This is a genomic window from Nannocystis sp. RBIL2, assembly GCF_026626745.1.
In the GTDB taxonomy this organism is placed as follows: Bacteria; Myxococcota_A; Polyangia; order Nannocystales; family Nannocystaceae; genus Nannocystis.
Genome location: NZ_JAPNJW010000001.1, coordinates 6,117,771 through 6,135,147, shown reverse-complemented (window position 1 = coordinate 6,135,147; position 17,377 = coordinate 6,117,771). Strand labels below are relative to the sequence as shown.

At 72.0% G+C, this 17,377-nt stretch carries 15 protein-coding genes; 8 read left to right on the top strand and 7 right to left on the bottom strand.

Annotated elements, in window-relative coordinates; all coding sequences use genetic code 11:
- The first annotated feature begins 379 nt into the window (after positions 1-379).
- Genes OV090_RS24465 through OV090_RS24455 form a run of 3 tightly spaced genes read left to right on the top strand, consistent with a single transcriptional unit; the run spans position 380 to position 3,587 of the window.
- Positions 380-739 (top strand): PAS domain-containing protein, encoded by a 360-nt coding sequence (locus tag OV090_RS24465; RefSeq protein ID WP_267706785.1) that lies wholly within the window; start codon positions 380-382, stop codon positions 737-739.
- An 8-nt stretch (positions 740-747) separates the two neighbouring features.
- Positions 748-1,995: an ATP-binding protein gene (locus OV090_RS24460; RefSeq protein ID WP_267706783.1), complete on the top strand. Its 1,248-nt coding sequence runs from the start codon at positions 748-750 to the stop codon at positions 1,993-1,995.
- Positions 1,992-3,587: a hybrid sensor histidine kinase/response regulator gene (locus tag OV090_RS24455; RefSeq protein WP_267706782.1), complete on the top strand. Its 1,596-nt coding sequence runs from the start codon at positions 1,992-1,994 to the stop codon at positions 3,585-3,587. The genes OV090_RS24460 and OV090_RS24455 overlap by 4 nt, the downstream gene beginning before the upstream one ends.
- Before the next feature lie 390 nt (positions 3,588-3,977).
- Here OV090_RS24455 and OV090_RS24450 read toward each other — a convergent pair whose 3' ends face one another.
- The 3 genes from OV090_RS24450 to OV090_RS24440 all read right to left on the bottom strand — a co-directional run bounded on the left by OV090_RS24450 (position 3,978) and on the right by OV090_RS24440 (position 8,793).
- Positions 3,978-5,213 (bottom strand): S41 family peptidase, encoded by a 1,236-nt coding sequence (locus tag OV090_RS24450; RefSeq protein ID WP_267706780.1) that lies wholly within the window; start codon positions 5,211-5,213, stop codon positions 3,978-3,980.
- 238 nt (positions 5,214-5,451) lie between these two features.
- Entirely contained in the window at positions 5,452-6,936 is a 1,485-nt protein-coding gene (locus OV090_RS24445; protein WP_267706778.1) for an FAD-dependent monooxygenase, read from the bottom strand.
- A 30-nt stretch (positions 6,937-6,966) separates the two neighbouring features.
- The gene (locus OV090_RS24440) at positions 6,967-8,793 is read right to left on the bottom strand and encodes a prenyltransferase/squalene oxidase repeat-containing protein (protein ID WP_267706776.1); all 1,827 of its coding nucleotides are present in this window, start codon (positions 8,791-8,793) and stop codon (positions 6,967-6,969) included.
- Between the two features lie 281 nt (positions 8,794-9,074).
- On the opposite strand from OV090_RS24440, the gene OV090_RS24435 reads away from it, so the two are divergent.
- The 4 genes from OV090_RS24435 to OV090_RS24420 all read left to right on the top strand — a co-directional run bounded on the left by OV090_RS24435 (position 9,075) and on the right by OV090_RS24420 (position 12,736).
- Positions 9,075-9,707: a hypothetical protein gene (locus tag OV090_RS24435; RefSeq protein ID WP_267706774.1), complete on the top strand. Its 633-nt coding sequence runs from the start codon at positions 9,075-9,077 to the stop codon at positions 9,705-9,707.
- 9 nt (positions 9,708-9,716) lie between these two features.
- Positions 9,717-10,589, top strand: a complete 873-nt coding sequence (locus OV090_RS24430) for a hypothetical protein (RefSeq protein WP_267706771.1) — start codon at positions 9,717-9,719, stop codon at positions 10,587-10,589.
- A gap of 595 nt (positions 10,590-11,184) precedes the next feature.
- Positions 11,185-12,162, top strand: coding sequence for a hypothetical protein (locus tag OV090_RS24425; protein WP_267706770.1), 978 nt, complete (start codon positions 11,185-11,187; stop codon positions 12,160-12,162).
- Positions 12,163-12,208: 46 nt separating this feature from the next.
- Complete coding sequence (locus OV090_RS24420; protein WP_267706768.1) at positions 12,209-12,736, top strand: hypothetical protein; 528 nt, start codon at positions 12,209-12,211, stop codon at positions 12,734-12,736.
- 121 nt (positions 12,737-12,857) lie between these two features.
- On the opposite strand, the gene OV090_RS24415 is transcribed toward OV090_RS24420, so the two are convergent.
- Positions 12,858-13,838, bottom strand: a complete 981-nt coding sequence (locus tag OV090_RS24415) for an RluA family pseudouridine synthase (RefSeq protein ID WP_267706765.1) — start codon at positions 13,836-13,838, stop codon at positions 12,858-12,860.
- A gap of 26 nt (positions 13,839-13,864) precedes the next feature.
- On the opposite strand from OV090_RS24415, the gene OV090_RS24410 reads away from it, so the two are divergent.
- A complete protein-coding gene (locus tag OV090_RS24410; protein ID WP_267706763.1) occupies positions 13,865-14,488 on the top strand; it encodes a hypothetical protein in 624 nt (207 codons plus the stop codon).
- 93 nt (positions 14,489-14,581) lie between these two features.
- Here OV090_RS24410 and OV090_RS24405 read toward each other — a convergent pair whose 3' ends face one another.
- From OV090_RS24405 to OV090_RS24395, 3 genes are read right to left on the bottom strand one after another with little or no spacing between them, the layout of a single operon-like run.
- Positions 14,582-15,238 (bottom strand): ferrochelatase, encoded by a 657-nt coding sequence (locus OV090_RS24405; RefSeq protein WP_267706760.1) that lies wholly within the window; start codon positions 15,236-15,238, stop codon positions 14,582-14,584.
- Positions 15,235-16,188 (bottom strand): prenyltransferase, encoded by a 954-nt coding sequence (locus OV090_RS24400; protein WP_267706759.1) that lies wholly within the window; start codon positions 16,186-16,188, stop codon positions 15,235-15,237. The genes OV090_RS24405 and OV090_RS24400 overlap by 4 nt, the downstream gene beginning before the upstream one ends.
- A gap of 3 nt (positions 16,189-16,191) precedes the next feature.
- Entirely contained in the window at positions 16,192-17,355 is a 1,164-nt protein-coding gene (locus OV090_RS24395) for a thioredoxin domain-containing protein (protein ID WP_267706758.1), read from the bottom strand.
- Between the last annotated feature and the right edge of the window lie 22 nt (positions 17,356-17,377).

The window sequence follows — 17,377 nt, the reverse complement described above, 5'->3', positions numbered from 1 at the left end:
CGATGCGACATGGGGGGCAGTGGGGCGCTTCGCGGACGGCGCAGGGTGGCGCTTCGCGAAGCGCCGACTATGACTTTCCCTCGATGCCGGCGGCTCGCGCGAGTTCACGCGCCGGCGTCGACGAAGCCGCGCCCGCACGAGTGGCGGAGGCCGGCGGCTCGCGCCGCGGTCGCAGAGCTCGCCGTCACGCTGCTCGCCGCGAGGTCCGCGGGAGCGCCCATTCACCGCATGGCGCCTTGCGCGGGGCGACCGGCCGAGCATGTGGACTCCCGGGGATGGTATGCACTACCTCGTGCGAAATGGCGCGCCCGGTGCAGAGCCCCGGGCGCTGCACCGGGCGGCGAGGCGACGCCTGCTCCTCGCCGAGACTGGAGACCCGATGAACTTCGACAGTCCGACTCTCCTCGCCGACCTGGAACAGGCCTCCGCCAGCGAGCTCGATGACGTCGCGCTCGGCGTCGTCCGCATGGACCGCGACGGCGTCGTCCTGAGCTTCTCCCGCCGCGAATCCCAGCTCTCCGGACTCTCACCGCAGAGCGTCGTCGGCAGGAACTTCTTCATCGAGGTCGCGCCCTGCACCAACAACTTCATGGTCGCCGAGCGCTACGCCGAGTCCGGCGAGCTCGACGAGCGCATCGACTATGTGTTCACCTACCGCATGAAGCCCAGGCCGGTGCGCCTGCGCATGCTCAAGCGCGCCGACGGGGGCGAGCAGTACCTCGTCGTGACCGAGCGCTGAGGATGAGCATGGACGAGCTGCGGCCGTCCGCCGAGGAGTCCGAACGACTGCTTCGGTTCCTCTACCTCTGCCCGGTCGGGCTCGCCGACTTCGGCCCCGACGGCGAGGTGCGGATGCTGAACGCCGTCGCCGCCCAGCTGTTGATGCCGATCGCCCGCCGCGGACAGCTCGACAACTTGTTCCACGCGCTCGCCGACGTCGCGCCCGACCTGCGGCAGGCCGTCGCGACCTACTCGCCGCTGTCCGGGCCCGTCGTGCGCGGCCGGGTGCTGCACGTCACCGCCGGCGCGGCCCGCCGGCACTACTCGCTCGACGTGATCCGCATCGACCGCGACACGTACATGGCGGCGCTCGGCGACGTCACCGAGGCCGTGGACAACGAGACGCTCGCCCGTGAGGCGCTGCAGCTCACCGCCGTGCAGGAGGGTCGCTTCGAGGTGCTCACCAGCGTCCTCCACGACATCGGCAACGGCATCACCGGGCTCGGCACGCGCACCGCCATGCTGGCCGCGGCGCCGGGGTGGGAGGAGATCGAACAGCTCGACCGGCTCGCCGAGTTCGTGCGCAAGCAACGGGCCGCGCTCGAGCCCGCGCTCGGCGCGGACAAGACCGGCGCGCTGGTCGGCTTCGTCGACGCGGTGACGGCCCGCCTGCGCGAGCGCATGAGGCATTGGCGCGAGACGCTCACCTTCTTCGTCGCTTCGATCGCGCACGTCCAGGAGATCATGAACATCCAGCGCCAGTTCATCCGCGGCGGCGAGGTTCGCCGACCGCTCGCGGTGACCGAGCTGCTGGACGACGCGCTCGCGCTCCAGCGCGCGGCGCTGCACAAGCGCACCGTGGCGGTGAGCCTCGACGTCCCGCCCCACGTGCCGCGCATCGAGGCCGACCGCACCCGGATGATGCAGGTCTTCGTCAACGTCCTGAAGAACGTGGTCGAAGCGTTCGACGCGGCCCTGCCCGCCGGGGCCGCGGGCCGCACGCTGCGGCTGTCCGTTCGGACAGTCGCGGACGATCGCCTCGAGATCGCGTTCACCGACAACGCCTGCGGCTTCGCTGCGCAGGGCGGCGAGTTTCCGATCGCGCGGGGCGCCACGACCAAGCCCGGCGGGACCGGGCTCGGCCTGTACGCCTCGGCGCAGATCGTCGCCTCGCACCACGGCAGCCTCACCCTGCGCAGCCCCGGCCCCGGCCTGGGCGCGACCTGCACCGTCACCCTGCCGCTCCGCCAGCCGCCCGAGGCCGCACCGCCATGAACTCCGCATACAACACCCGCATCCTTATCGTGGACGACGAGGAGGTCGTGCGTGACAGCATCCGTGAGTCGCTCCTCCCGCCGCCGCGCAAGGACCCCGTGCTCACGTCCGCGGCCGCAGCGCTGTTCGGCGACGACCCCGCCGCGACCCGGTCGGACACGGCCTCCGCCGAGCTCCTGGTGTTCGAGGTCGACGAGGCGGCGACCGGCCCCGAGGCCCTGGCGAAGGTCGAGGCTGCCATCGCGGCGGGCCGCCCGTACGCCGTGATCTTCCTCGACATGCGCATGCCCGGCTGGGACGGCCTGCGCACCGCGCAGCGGATCCGCGAGCGCGACACCCGGGCCGAGCTGATCTTCGTCACGGCCTACAGCGATGCGTCGCTCGACGAGGTGATCGCCAAGGCGGGCGCCAACGTCGGCTACCACTGCAAGCCGTTCGCTCCCGAGGAGATCCGCCAGATCGCCACCAAGGGCGTGCATGACTGGCACAAGGTCCGCGGCCTCGAGGCGCTGATCGACGTCATCGGCGGGCTGCGCGGCGGCGAGCGCGAGGTCAACACCCTGCTCCACAACATCCTCGGCCAGGTCGTGGCCATGGTCGGCTCGGATGCGGCGCTGCTCGGGCGCACCGGGCCCGACGGCGGCTTCGACCCGCTGTTCGGCGTCGGCGCGTGGCAAGACCCCAGGCGCGCGGGGCCCGTGCTCGGGATCGTCGGCTCGCTGACCCACCGCGGCCCCGCCGGCGCCGTCACGCTGCGCGACGACCTGGCGATCATGCACCTCGAGTCGTACCGCATCGCCGCGGCGCTGCGCGAGACGAGCTCCTTCGACGCCGAGAAGATCTACCTTTTGGAGCTGTTCCTCGCCAGCGCCGGCCAGGCGCTGGAGAACGCCCGCTTGCAGGAGCGGGTGGTGCGGACCGAGCGGCTCTCGGCGCTGGGGGGCGCGCTGGCGATGATCGTGCACGACCTGCGCACCCCGCTGGGCAACATCCAGGGGCTGTGCGACATGATCGACGAAGCGGTCGCCATCGGCCGCACGGACGAGGTGCGGGAGTACGTCCCGTACGTGCGCGAGTCGAGCCACGAGGCGATGAGCATCGTCAATGACGTCCTCGACTTCACGCGCGAGGCCGCGATCGAGCGCGTGTCGGTACGCCTCGGCGAGCTCGGGCGCCAGCTCCGCGACAAGACGCGCCACCTGTTCACGTCCGACGCGCTGGAGCTGGAGGTGCTCGTGCCGACCGACGAGGTGGTCTCGGTCGATGCGCCCCGGCTCCAGCGCGGGCTCGTCAACCTGATCAAGAACGCCTGCGAGGCGCTGGCGAAGCAGCGCACGCCCGCGCCGCGGGTGACGGCGACGCTCCGCCTCGACGGCGACGACGCCGTATTCATCGTCGCCGACAACGGACCGGGCATCGCGGCCGAGCTGACGTCCCGGCTGTTCGAGCCGTTCGCTACCCACGGCAAGAGCGGCGGCACGGGCCTGGGCCTGGCGATCGTCCAGCGGATCGCAGAGTCCCACGGCGGGACGCTGACGGTCGCCAGCTCGCCGGGCGGCGCGACGTTCATGGTGCGCGTGCCGAGGGCCTGACGCGACAGGTGACTCCGCTGCCCTTCGCAGATTGGGTCGTCGCCGACGTCGTGGCGCACGGAACCAGTGTTCCCGGCGTGGGTGACCTCCTCACCTCTCGAATGAGTCGAGGCTTGCAGCGAGCGGGCAATTGTCCCGAGCCGGGCAATCACATTTAAAATGTCCGGCGAGCAGAGGTCCCGAAAAAACGGGCCGCGGTCGCTCGCGGGACAGAAAGCAGGACTGTCATGAAGGCCAAGACGGGACACAAGGCGGGCTTCAACCCGCAGCCGGATCCTCCGTAAACCGGAGCGCGAGAGGCGAGCCGACGTGCTCGCCTCTCGTGTCTTCGCGGCGCCTCGCGCCGACCGAAATTTCGGAAAAAACGCTGCGCCGACGCGCCCCACCGATTCACTGCTGCGCGGCCAGCCAGGCCAGCGCTGCTGCCATTGCTGGATCTGCGCCCTCCGCGTCGCGATCCGCCGAGGCCAGCGGCACGTCGGCGACGTAGTCTCCGCGCGGCGTGCCGTCGACGTGGAACAGCGACTCCCCGCCGAGCTCGAGCGTCGCGCCCACGGCCGGCAACTCGAACGAGTACACCGCCCCGAGCAGGTCGCCGAGGTCCGAGGCGAACGTGCGCGCCCCCGCGGCTGCGTGCAGCCCCATCAACAACCCTTCGCCCATGCTCCCGGTCCACCGGCTGCCGAGCACTGCGACTTTCCCTTCAAAGAACGGCGCGCGCGGCAGCACGTACTCGACGAAGCGGCGCGGGACGGTGGTGCTGCGCACGACCGCGGGGATCTCGTGGACCTGATACGGCCGCGCTTCGCGGACGAAGTGGCCGATGATCCCGCGAGCCACGTCCGTGTTGCCGCCGCTCGGCGTGTTGCGCAGGTCGAGGATCATCGCGTCGAGCTCTGCGTGCTCGCGGATCGCCGCGTCGAACGCAGCGATCGTCTCCTGCCGGTCCAGCGCATTATTGAAGCGGACGATCGCCACCCGCTCGCGCACCTCGACGCTCAGCGGCTCCATCTTCGCCACCGTGCGCGCCAGCTCGCGCGGGTTCGCCAGCTCGACAGTCCGCCGCGCGCCGTCGACCTCGAACTCGATCACGCGGTCGCCGGTGCGCTTGCCGTTGGCCACCAAGATCGCCGCGTAGCTGCGCTGCAGCGCGGTGGGTGCCGGGAGCAGGCCCTCGAACAGCTCCGTCACCCGCGCCTCGATGTCGACCCCGTCGACCTTGCGCACGGTCCACCCCGGGCGCACCCCCGCCGCGTCCGCGGCCGAGCCCGCGCGCACGTCGGTCACGACGAAGCGATCGTCTCGCAGCGCCACTGCCAGGTCCGCGCTGGTCGGCCACACGTTCGGGTCGTCGTCGTCGAGCGGCGCGACCAGCAGGTGCGGGTCGGTGAACGCGAACGCCGAGCGGTGCAGCACCCGCCGCAACTGGCCCGCGCTGGTCGTCCGCAGCGCCGCCTCGCGCGTGCGCTGCAGGTGCGCCTCGACGTCGAAGTCTTCGCGCTCGAGGTACGCGTAGCTGGCTCGCAGCTCTTTTTCGAATTCGGCGAACGCCGCCGCCGCGTCGAACGGCGCCGCGGTCTTCAAGGCCGGGTCTGCCGGCGGCGCGCTCACGAGTGGCGCGCTCATCGACGGCGATTTCGCCAGCGACGGTGACTCCACCGGCGCCTCGCAAGCCCAGACCGACAGCAGAAGCGCCACGCCTGCGAGCCCCCTTCCGGGACGCAAGCCGGACATCCTCACGGGGGCTCTTATAAAATTTTTCGTGGCCAAGCGGATGGCCGCGTATAGCACGAGCGCTCCGCACGATCCGCGCAGGTCGAGCGCACACGCGAGCCACGACCGCGGAGCCTCGTCCTGTCTTTTCTTACGCCCGCTCTTCGTCGCGGTGCGGCAACCACGACGGCCGGACCTGCGCCCACATCACCTGCGCCACCAGCCCGAGCTTGTTGCTCGCCAGCATCGCCGCTCCGGTCACCTGGCGCAGGCGGTCGCGGGCCGGCAGCGCGCGGGCGTGGCGGGGCACCAGGCTCGTCTCGAGCGCGTGGCGGGCCGTCTTGAGGTACTCGGTGAGGAACACCGACGGTCGGCCTTCTGCGCACGACAGCAGCGCCATCGAGCGCACCCGCGACTCGTGGCTCGCCTCCCAGTAGTCGAACAGCGCCCGCTGGATCGCCCGCGCACCCTCGTTGCCGCCGCGGAACACCTCATAAATCGCGTCGGCCAGCGCCTGGCGGGTCGGCACGTAGCGGTCGTGGATCGCCCGGTAGCGGCGGACCGCCGCGTCGTCGAGCCACGCCTCGTGCAGCGACGCCCCGGCCCGCAGGCGCGCCTGCTCGCCGAGCACCTCCGCGTCGCGCAGGCCCATCGTCATCCCGCTCGCGGTGATCGGGTGCGAGCAGCCCGCCGCGTCGCCGACCAGCACCAGCCCGGGGAAGCTCGCGCGTGGGGCCGGCAGGTTGACCGTCGGCGCCATCTCGAACGGCCCCTTGTGATTGCTGATCGCCGCCGCCAGCTGCTCGCCGAGCGCGGTCGGCAGGTACGGGATGAACGTCTCGAGCAGGAACTCCGCCAGCTTCGCGCCCTTGGCCGGCAGCTGGGCCGGCAGGTCGAGCGTCACCCGGTACGTCAGGCCCTCCGCGTCGCGGTGGATCGGGTAGACCAGCACCGGCCCCCACGCCCCGAGCACGATGTTGCCCCACGTCGCCGCCGACACCGCCGCGTTGCGCAGCTCGAGCCCCGCGGTGAAGCCGATCGTCTGGCGGTCGTCGGGCAGGCCGGCGAGGCGGCGGACCTGGCTCGCCTTGCCGTCGGCCGCCACCACCAGGTCGGCGCGCACCTCGACCTCTTCGCCGTCGGGCCCGCTGAGCACCGCCCCGAGCACGCGCTCGCCGAACCCGCGGACCAGCGACTTGATCGTCCAGCCCTCGTGCAGGTCGACCTGCGGCCGGCGCGAGATCACCTGCCGCATCACCTTCACCAGCGTCTTGTGGTGGACCGCGATCCCCTGCGGCCGCTGCCCGGCCACGTCGGCGTACGGCAGCTCGACGTAGCGGCCCTCGGCCCGCTCGCGCACCGTGAAGCCGTCGACGTCGACCGCGCCGGCCGCCTTGAGCGGGCCGTAGAAGCCGAGGTCCTCGAGCACCTGGGCCCCGCGCGGGTGGATGAACTCGCCGGCGAACCGCGGCGCCGAGCCCTTGTGGCGGTCGATCACCAGGATCTTGCGCCGCCGCCCCTTGTCGGCCAGCGCCAGCGCCTGGGCCACCGCGCAGCCGGCCATGCCCGCGCCGATGATCACGACGTCGTAGCGCGCCCCCGGCCTCGCTCCCGCTTCGTTCTTGTCTGGCTGCATGGTCATGTCCTTTCGCGCATGTTCTGAGGGTCAGTCTCGAAGGTTGCCGCCGAGCGCCACGAACTGGTCGAGGGCCAGCGCCGCCTCGCGCACCCCGGCGGTCGGGTCGTGGCACACCGGCGACAGCCCGAAGCCGTCCGACCACGCCCCGCCGAGGTCCTCCTTGTCGGCCTCGATCGCCTGGACCAGCGCACGCACGGCCCGCTGCGTCTGCACGCACGCCGCGCCCTCGAGCGCCATCAGGGCCTGGGCCGCCAGCGCCGTCAGCACCGGCGCGCCGAAGCTGCCGTCCTCGCGCTGGCGCCCGCGGAGCTGGCGCTCGACCGTCTGCCGCAGCGGGTGGGTCGGCGGGCACAGGGCCGCCGCGCACAGGCCGACCTCGGCGAGCGTCGCCACGTCGATGTAATCGGATGTCCGCGAGGACATGTCAGATGTCTTCGAGGACAGGTCCATCGTCACCCGGCGCCACAGGAACTCGAGCCCGCGGGCCACGCGATCGTCGTCGGCCTGGAACCCGAGGCGGGCCAGCTGGCGCAGCGCCGCCGCGGTCACGCGCACGCGCCCCGGCCCGTGCGGGTCGCCGGCCGTCAGCAGGGCGACGTCGCGGATCGGGAAGCGGGTCATGAACACGTCGGACTCGCCGCGCTCGAACCGGCAGAACCCGCCGTCGAGCTCCTGCATCGCCAGCAGCACCTCGACCGCTCGCCGGGCTGCCGCGCGGATCCGCGTCTGCAGCGGCGACGTCTTCGGCGCCGCCGCCAGCGCCTCGAGCACCGCGCAGGTCGAGAGCGTGTCGACGTAGCGGTCGGCCCCGGGCTCGTACGGCCAGCCGCCTGCGGGCGCGTTGACCCGCAGCTGCCACTCGCCGGGCGCAGTGACCTCCTGGTCCAAGAGCCAGGTCAGCATCGCGTCGGCGTCGGCGTCGCCGGCGGCCTGGGCCACCCGCACCAGCCGGGCCGTGGTCGCCAGCGGCTCGCTCACCTGCCCCTGGGCCAGGTGCACCGCCTGGCCGATGGTCCCGCCGGCGAAGCGGGTGCGGCCGCGCGCGCGTCGGAGGTAGTCGAGGCCCTCGCGGATCCGCGGGTCGTCGAAGCTGGCTCCGAGCACCCGCAGCGCCATCAGGCTGAGGAGCGTCGGCTGGGCCGAGAACCACCCGCCGTGGCGCTGCTGCGCGTCGACCAGCCAGCGCTGCACGCGGGCGAGCGCCGTGGTCAGCACCGGCCCGCGCGGCAGCTTGCGGATCACCTTGACCGCCTGGTCGAAGCTCTGCAGCAGATCTCCCGCCAGCCCCGGCTGCGTCAAGCGCGGCAGGATCGGCTCGCCGTCGGGCCGCGTGAGCAGCAGCGCCCGCGGGTCCGACAGGTGGACCCGCGCCGGCGCGCGCGACAGCAGCAGGTACGGCGTCATCACCCCGCGACCCCACGGCGCCACCCGGCTCGGCGACAGGATCGCCCACGCCGGCAGCAGCCACAGCTCGGCCGGGAAGGTCGGCACCCAGCTCCACGGGATCGCGTCGGCCATCGCCAGCCACATGCGCACCGCCGCATTGGCGCGCTGGGCCCCGCCGAGCTCGTGGACCACGCGTCGCGCCCGCACCAGGTGCTCGGCCGACGGGTCGTCGCCCGCCTCGACCAGGGCCCACCAGCCGAACACGGTCAGGGACAGGTCGGGCCCGCCGCCTGGCACGTGCCAGGCCCCCGAGGGCTGCTGGTCGGCGCGGATCCACCGGGCCAGGCCTGCTGCTTCTTCGGGAGTGAGGTCGTGGAACAGGCGATCGGCCAGCAGCACCTCGCAGGCGAGGCTGATGTCCGGGACACCCAGGGACCAGCGCGGCTCGCTCCCGGCGCGCCCGCTCACCGCCGCCCGCTGCCGCCAGACGGCCGCGCGAGCGAACACTCGGGTCTGCGCCGCTGCCAGCCGCTCGTGAAGCGTCGATTTCGCCGCCGTAGCCGTCATGAGGCGCCGGCGACGCTAGCACGCGAGCCCCAGCGGCCTGGTGATGCCCGTCACAGTCAAACCGCCGATCGGACACCGTCCAGGCTCATGCGCAGCCGGCGCCGCGCACCCGTGAAACCGTCCGCGCGGCCCGCGGCGAACGTGCTTGCGACCCGGCGCTCGGGTTTGCAACACTGGCGGCGATGTCCCGCCTCTCGCTCATCGCCGCTCTCGGCCTCTGCTCTACCAGCGCTCTCTTCGTGTCCGCCTGCAAGGAGGAAGCGGAGGAGCCGTTCGGCTTCACGTGTGTGGAGCTGATCCAGGCCGAGAACCAGGACGAGAACCCGTTCGCCGGCACCGCCAAGATCAAGGTCACCCTCAAGTACGAGCCGTGCCTGATCGACTACTACACCAAGACCAACGTCGACCAGGCGATGAACGGCAAGGAGGGCGAGGCCGTGTTCAGCGAGTGGGCCGAGCGCCTGTGTACCGAGGGCGTCGCCGACCCCCTGGTCGCCTGCGAGGTCGAGAGCTTCGCGCAGACCCTGCAGCCCTCCGAGACCAACCCGATCTACCAGATGACGGTGACCTACCGCGTCACCGACCCGAGCAAGATCAGCGGCCGCACCCTGCTGTGGGGACCCGGCCCGGTCGAGGCCTACGCCGATTGCGCCACCGGCCAGCGCCCCTTCGTCAGGCTCACCTTGCCCTCCGACGTGATCGGCATCGACAAGGACAACAAGACCTTGTGGAACGCGCAGTCGTGGGCCAACCCGCGCGGCATCATGCAGCGCAACACCGCCGGTTGCATCCAGGCCTCGATCGCCCGCCAATGAGCCGCCGACATGACGCTCCGGCGCGTGGCCTTCGCGGCCGCCCTGGCGTGTAACCCTCCGGCGAGCAGCGAACCGGCCCCCGTCGCGCCGGTCGAAGCTGCCCCGCCGGAGCCGACCTGCGAGGAGCCGCCGCTCGGCACCCTCGCCTGGCTCCCCGAGCTCCCCGACCCGGCTCGCCGCCCCGACGCGCTCGCCTCCGCCGAGCCGCGCCCTGGGGTGTCGGCGACTGGCTCGCCGAGTCGCGCCGACGCGACCCCTCCCGGAGCGCCGCGCAGCCCTGCCGGGCCGTCGACCGACGTCGCCGCGCGCGAATCATCTGCCCGTTCGGACATGCCCGTCCAGACATGTCCCTGGGTACTCTTCGAAAAGGACGGCGAGCTCGCCGTGCGCCCGCTCGGCCGCGGCGAGGCTGCGCCGCCGCACGTGCGAGCCCCGGTGCCCGTCATCCCGCCGGCCGGGTGCCGCCCCTGTCGCTGGTCCGGCGTGGCCACCCCCGCGGGACCGATCTTGCTCGCAGTGCGCCCGTCCGCCGACAGCGAGCTCGCCGCCGAGGCCTGGCTCGGCGCCGGCATGCCGCCCTCCCCGCGCATCGACGTCGAGCCCGCCCCGGTGGTGTTCACATCCTTGTGGTTCGGCCAACATGGCTTTGGGGACAGCACGCTCCAGGGCCCCCCCTGGGCCCTCGCCCCGCGCCTGTGCGGCCGCTCCCTGGTCCTCCTCCCGACCCCGCGCCTGCCCGGCGCCGGCGTCGAGGAGCCCCCACCCGCCCTCGTCCGCGCCGCCGGCGTCTACGCAGCCGCCGGCGGCGAGCTCCTGCGTCAAGACACCCCTGTCCCTTCGGACATGTCGATCTGCACCGCCGTCCCGCTCGAGCTCCCCTGACCTCGAGCGAGCCGAGGCGCAACAAAATATCAGGCGATGTCCATTCGGCCCCGCATCGAGCAGTCGCCTTCCGGAGCCGAGGCAGTCGCCCCAGGGCAGAGATCGTCCGGCGCCCCCAAAACGCCTCGCGCTCGATCGCTCACCGCGGACAGAGCCACGCCGTCATTGAAGCGAGACAGCGGCTGTTCGGCGGCCAGCCCTGGCCGTCGAACAGCCGCGCCATGATCTGTCCCCAAAGACATCCGCCATCGAAGCCCACGACGGCGAGGCGGCCACTCACGGCTGCAGCCGTGCCAGGGGTCCGGGGAAGCGGTGGCCGCGAATTAGAGGCGAGATGGGCGCGAGGAACGAGTGTCCATCCCGCCGGTTAACTCGCGGCCGCCGCTTCCCCGGACCCCCCGCGAGGCGCAGTCGGCAATTCGCGAACCGACACTCCAGCAAGCCGCCCACGGACCCGCTTCGGACCTCCAAGCCGCGCAAGCGCCTGCTCCAGCGCCACTGGAGCCCCTGGGGTCTACAAGCCCGCGCGCCGCCGCCCATGTCCCAAAGGACATCCTCAACCGCTCGCCCACCCGAGCCGCGTATACTTCCTCGCATGAAGTATCGCTTGTGGTCCGCTCTATTTTTCATCGTCGCTTGCAGCCCCAAGTCCGAGCCCGGCGAGACCGACTCGCAGACCGGCACCGACGGCACCACCCTCGGCTCGACCAGCGAAGCCTCCGTCACCATGGGCCACAGCCAGACCTCGGCCAACCCGAGCGAGCCCCTCACCACCACCGTCGGTCAGACCGTCACCACCTTCCCCACCAGCGAAGGCACCACCCTCGTCCCGATCACCGAGGGCTCCGCTACCGACGGCGACCCCAGCGACACTCACTCGAGCACCGTCACCACCGACGTCATCTCGACCTCGCTCGTCCCCGAAACCACCGACTTCAGCACCGGCATCTTCTGCAACGACATCCCCGCCCAGCCGCAGAACGCCCCCTGCACCGACGCCAGCGGCTGCGGCTGCGAGTCCGGCAAGTGCTTCGTCGTCCCCGCCCTCGGCGGTTTCTGCGGCGAGTGCTTCGGCGACGACGACTGCCCCGACGGCGGCTGCACGATTCCCAACCCGGTCGCCGGCGTCGGCTCCGTGTGCAACCTCGGCAAGGCCGGCGACGGCTGCGAGAGCGACGCCGCGTGCACCGACCCGACCGCGCAGGACTGCAGCCCCGTGCTCGAGGTCCCAGGCATCATCACGGTCGCCACCTGCGGCGAGTGCAAGACCGACGTCGACTGTCCCCCGCAGGCGCCTCACTGCACGCCCGACTACGACTTCGCCGACTTCAGCGGCCAGAAGAAGTGCAAGCCCACCGACTCGGTGCCCAACAACGCCGGCTGCGACTTCGAGGGCACGGGCAACCAGGCGTGCGCCTCGGGCTTCTGCGGCGAGGCCAACATCATGGGCCTGGTGAAGCTGGGCATCTGCGGCCAGTGCAACAGCGACGCCGACTGTCCGGTCAACCAGTTCTGCACCGACCCGGTGGTCGACCTCGACACGAACCTCCTGATCGGCTCGGTGTGTCAGTGAGCCCCGCGCGAGCGCGCTCCTCGCCGACCCGCGCTATCCTCCGGGCATGACCCGCGACGACCTCGACCCGCCGTCCTCCGACGTGGCCAGCGAGTGGCGCCCGGTCGAGGCTCCGCCCGCCAGCGACCGCGACGACGAGCTCATGCGTAACCCGCCGCCCGGCGAGCACCATCTCGGCCGATTCGCCGGTTACGCAGCCGCCCGGCGCATCCGCCGCGTCCTGATCGCCTGCCTCGCAGTGCTCGTCGCCGGCACCGTGTTCGCCTGGTACCGCTGGGCCCGCCGCGGCGACGCCCCCACGACCCTGCGCCAGTTCGAGCTCCCCGCCGGCACCGACACCTCCGAGCGTCCGCGCGTGCTCGCCTGGTCGCAAGGCAAGGCGCGCCTCGGCCTCACCCGCGAGCCGCCCGGCGTCGACACCATCGAGCTGCCCGACCGCACCCTGAAGCTCAAGGACGGCTCGGACATGGCCCAGTTCAAGGTGGTGGTGGAGGACGGCAAGACCACCGCGATCGAGCCGGTGTCCGGCGAGATCGTGGAGATCTTGCACCCCGGCGCCTCGCCGCTCCTGTAACGCGCAGCCACATGTCCCTCGAGACATGTGCTCGCAACATCCTGGCCCCATGAGCGCGCTCGGCAGCCCCATGTCCCTCGAGACATGTCGCCCCTCACCCGCGCCCTCGGTCGCTCCCGCCTCACGGCGCCAGGATCGCAGCGAGCTCGGCCGGCCACGGGGCGGTGAATTGCACCTCCGCGCCGGTCTTCGGGTGCGGCAGCGTCAGCGCCGCAGCGTGCAGCGCGTGGCGTTGCAGCCCGAGCTGGGCCCCGAGCTCGTGCAGCTTCCGTCCGCCCTCGACCACTTTTAAAAATTCTTCTTCGGGCAGCCCGTACAGCTTGTCGCCGACCACTGCATGGCCGATCTCCGCCAGATGGACGCGGATCTGGTGCTGCCGCCCCGTCTCCGGCAGCGCCTCCACCAGAGTCACCGGCATTTTATTGAATTCTCCGTGCCGCAGCGGGCGCACCGTCGTCGCCGCCGGCAGACCGCCGTCGGCCACCGGCACCGGCCCCATCTTGATCCGGATCTTCGAGCCGATCGCGAACCCGAGGGACATGTCGATACGGACATGCTCTTTATCAAAAGAGCCGTGGACCAGCGCCAGGTACGTCTTGCGCACCTCGCGGCCGAGGAACGCCTTCTTGAGCGCCGTCGCCGAGCCGGCGCGGCGGCCGAACACCATCACGCCGGACGTCTCGCGGTCGAGGCGGTGGGCCATGTCCCAGCCGTGACCGGGGCCGAGGCGATCGCGCAGCACCTGGGTCAGCGTGTGGCGGTGGTAGCTGGCCGACGGGTGGACCGGCAGACCGGCAGGCTTGTCGATGACCAGCAGGGCCTCGTCCCTGTAGATCTCCCGGTAATCGAGCACCACCTCCGGCTCACGCGGCGCGGGCCTGCGGATCACCAGCGCCTCGCCGGCGCGCACGCGCTGGGACGCGCGCAGCAGCACCTCACCGGTGTCTGCGCGGCGCACCTGGCCGTTGTCGACGATCGTTTGCACGCGGGTCCGCGACAGCCGTGCGATCCGGCTCGAGAGGAAGCGATCGAGGCGAAAGCCGTCGCGGGCCGGGTCCACGACCAGCGGGATCTCGATGAACTCCTCCGGGGGCTCGCTCACCGCGGACATGCTATTCTCGCCCGCGTATGTCCGAACCTGGTCCCAAGCCGACGACCGCGACCCAGCCCGAGCCTGCCCAGGGTGGCGCGCTGTGGGCGCTGATCGTGGGCGGCGCGATCCTCGTGGTCGCCGCGCTCCTCATCTTCTGGCCCGGGGGTGACGCCGCCTCGGGTGCGGCCGGGGCCGGCAAGAGCAAGGGCAGCGCCGGCCAGCAGGCCAGCCTCGCCCAGAGCGGCGGCGGCCCGGAGTCGCAGGCGCTCGGCGTCGGCGCCCGCGAGTACGACCCCAACCGCGGCAACGGCAAGGCCCGCATCAACCCGTCCATCCTCCCGGTCGGCCCCAAGTCCGACTCCCTGGCCCCGCCGAAGAAGCCCAAGCCCGAGCCGACCAGCTTCGCCAGCGCCGACGCCGAGATCGCCTACTGGGAGAAGAAACTCGACATCGCGCGCAAGGACCTGGCCCAGCGCACGATCTTCTTCGAGCGCATGAAGAAGGTGAAGGAGAACGCCCGCACCTCCGAGCAGATCGAGCTCGCCGAGCGCCGCGGCGTCGTCGTCGAGAAGAACTACACCGACCAGAAGCAGCTCGTCGAGGAGCTCGAGCAGAAGGTCGCCCGCCTCAAGGAGAAGCAGCGCCAATCCGGCCTGTGACCGGTTCGGGCGCCCTGTCCCTCGTGACAGGTCCGAAGGGGCATGCTCTCGCGAGCATGCCCCTTTGTGCATGTCCGAACAACCAGCCATCGCTCACTCGGGCAGCGAGAGCCCCAGCGCGGCCGCTCGCTCGATCCGCAGGTCCGCGTAGGGCCGGTCCCACAGCGGCGACGCGGCCGCGTCCCAGGCCTCGACCGGCAGCAGCCCCGCGGCGGCCAGCTCGGCCAGCAGCAGCGACTCGGCCTCGGGCTCGCGCGAGAACGGGAACGGGTTGCGCACCTGTCCTTCGGGCAAGCTGGGATAGACCGCGTCGTCGTCGGCGATCAGCTGCTCGAGCTCGCGGGCGCGGCGCTCCTGGTGGTCGATGAAGGCCGGCGCGAACGGCCCGACCCCCGCGCGCTCCTCCGGCTCGCGCTGGACCCACTTGGCCCAGTCGTAGCCGTACAGGAAGTCGTGGACGTAGCGGAACCGGATCACCGTGTTGTGGCCGTAGAGCGCCTGCAGGCCGGCGATCTGGCGCCCCAGGGCCGCGAGCTCGCCCGGGCCCGCGCGCAGCAGCTCGACCGCCAGCAGCTCGGTGTCCCAGTAGATGTTGCCCGGGAACGCGGCGGCGGCCGCCGCCTCGATCTCCCGCAGCGCCGCCGTCAGCTCGGCCGCCGCGGGCGAGCCGTCGGCCACGTGGGCCACGACCTCCTCCACGCTGCGGCTGCGGCTGCGCCCCGGCGCCAGTGACCGCCCCGGCCAGCTCATGCCCACCCCACCGCGCGCAGCACCACCAGCGCCAGCGCCAGCGTCAGCGACGAGCCCCAGATCAGGCGGTGCAGCGCGGTCTTGTAGCGGCCCTGGGCCTTGAAGCAGTTGGTCAGCGCGTGCGGGCTCTCGCGGGTCAGCGCGCGCCACGGCAGCGCCGCCGCGAGCACGGCGATCTGCACCGGGATCAGCGGGAACTCGCCGCCGCTGGCGCGCACTGCGAACATCCAGGCGATGAGCCCGGCGAACGCCGAGTACTCGGCGGCCCGGCGCGCGGCCCGGTTGCCGTACAGCGTCGTCAGCGTCGCCTTGCCGCCGCGGCGGTCGCTCTCCTCGTCGGACAGCCCGCTCGCCGCCGCCGACGCGAACGCCAGCAGCGCCAGCCCCGGCAACGCCCACACGTACCACGGCGAGCTGAGCTGCCCGCTCTGGGCGTACGCGCTCCACCACGGCACGAGCACCCCGACCCCGAGCGCCTCGACGAACTCGCCCGCCCCGCGGTCGTTGAGCCGCAGCGGCGGCGCCGAGTAGATCAGCAGCAGCCCGAGCCCGATCACCGCGCCGAGCATCAGCCCCGGCCGCCCGGGCAGGAACAGCTCGCCGCACATCGCCACCGCCAGCGCCATCACCCCGAAGCCCACGCCGGCCAGCAGCACGCTCTCGGCCGGCAGGATGGCGTCGGGGATCGTCTTCGGCGAGCCGGCCTCGGGGAACATGCGCCGCTTCAGCGCGTCGACGTCGGCGTCGAACCAGTCGTTGAGCAGCACCACGTAGATCGTGGCGAACACCGCGAACGCCAGGCCGACGACCGCGGCGCCGACGCTGAATGTCCCCGAGGACATGACCCCGAGGACCTGTCCCAAGAGCGCGGGCGCCAGCACCTTCGGCCAGCTGGCCGGCTTGAACGCGTGGAGCCACCGGCGCAGCGGCGAGGCGAAGGCCGGGTGCATCCGTCAGCCCTTCGCGCGGGCCAGCTCGGCGTCGATCGCCTCCGACAGGCCGGCGACCGAGGGGTTGCCGTCGAAGGTCTGGCCGTTGATGTAGAAGCTCGGCGTGCCGCCGACCCCCGCCTCGCCGGCGACCTTCATGTCGGCCTCGACGAGCGCACCGACGCGGGTCAGGCACTCGTCGAGCTTGCCCTGGTCGAGCCCGACCTTGGTCGCCAGCTCCTTGAGCTTGTCGGTCGACAGCTCGCGCTGGACCGCGAAGATCTCGTCGTGCAGCGGCCAGAACTTCTCCTGCTCGTGCGCGCACTGGGCGTACTCGGCGGCCGGGCGAGCGTTCGGGTGGAAGCTCAGCGGGAAGTGGCGGAACACGAACTGCACCGGCTTGCCGGCGTACTTGTCCTTGAGCTGCTTGAGCGTGTCGGCCGCGCGCGAGCAGTACGGGCACTCGAAGTCGGAGAACTCGACCACCTGCACCTGCGCGTCGGCGCTGCCGAGCCACGGCGAGTGGGTCGCCGCCAGCTCGAGCGCCGGCGGGCGCACGTCGGGCAGGCGCTTGTCGATCGAGGCGGTCGCCCGCAGCTCGTTCAACATCGACATGAACACTTCTTCCGACTTCTCGGCCTTGATCGCCTGGACCACCTGGTCGCGGACCTGGTCGAGCGGCGGCGCGTCGGGCGACTTGCGAGCGGTGTAGAACGCCTCGATGTCGGCGTCGCTCGGGGTCGGCACCGCCGCCTCCATGCGCTCCTGCACGAACTCGTTGATCGGCTTGCCGGCCTTGTCGGCCGCGGCGGTCAGCACCTTCTGCTGCACGAGGTTCTCGAGCGCGGCCTCGCGCGCACGCGCTACCTCGCTGCAGTACGTCCGCAGCGCCTTGTTCTCGGCCTGGGCCAGCTGCTCGCCGAGGTCCTCGAGCTTCACGTCGGCGCCGTCGACCTGCGCGACCACCGAGCCGGGGGCCAGCTTGAGCGAGGCCTGCTCGCACAGCGACGAGCCGGGAGCGGTCGCGGCGCGCATCGCCGGCGGACCCGACGGCGCCTTCGTCGTCGCGGTGGAAGCCGGGGCGCCCGCCGCGGCGACCTGCTTGTTGGCGGGCGGCTTGCCGCGCTCGGACAGACAACCAGCCGCGAACACGAGCGCCGCGGCACCGATCAGGGTGCGAACATGCATGAGCGGCGCGAAGGATATCCGC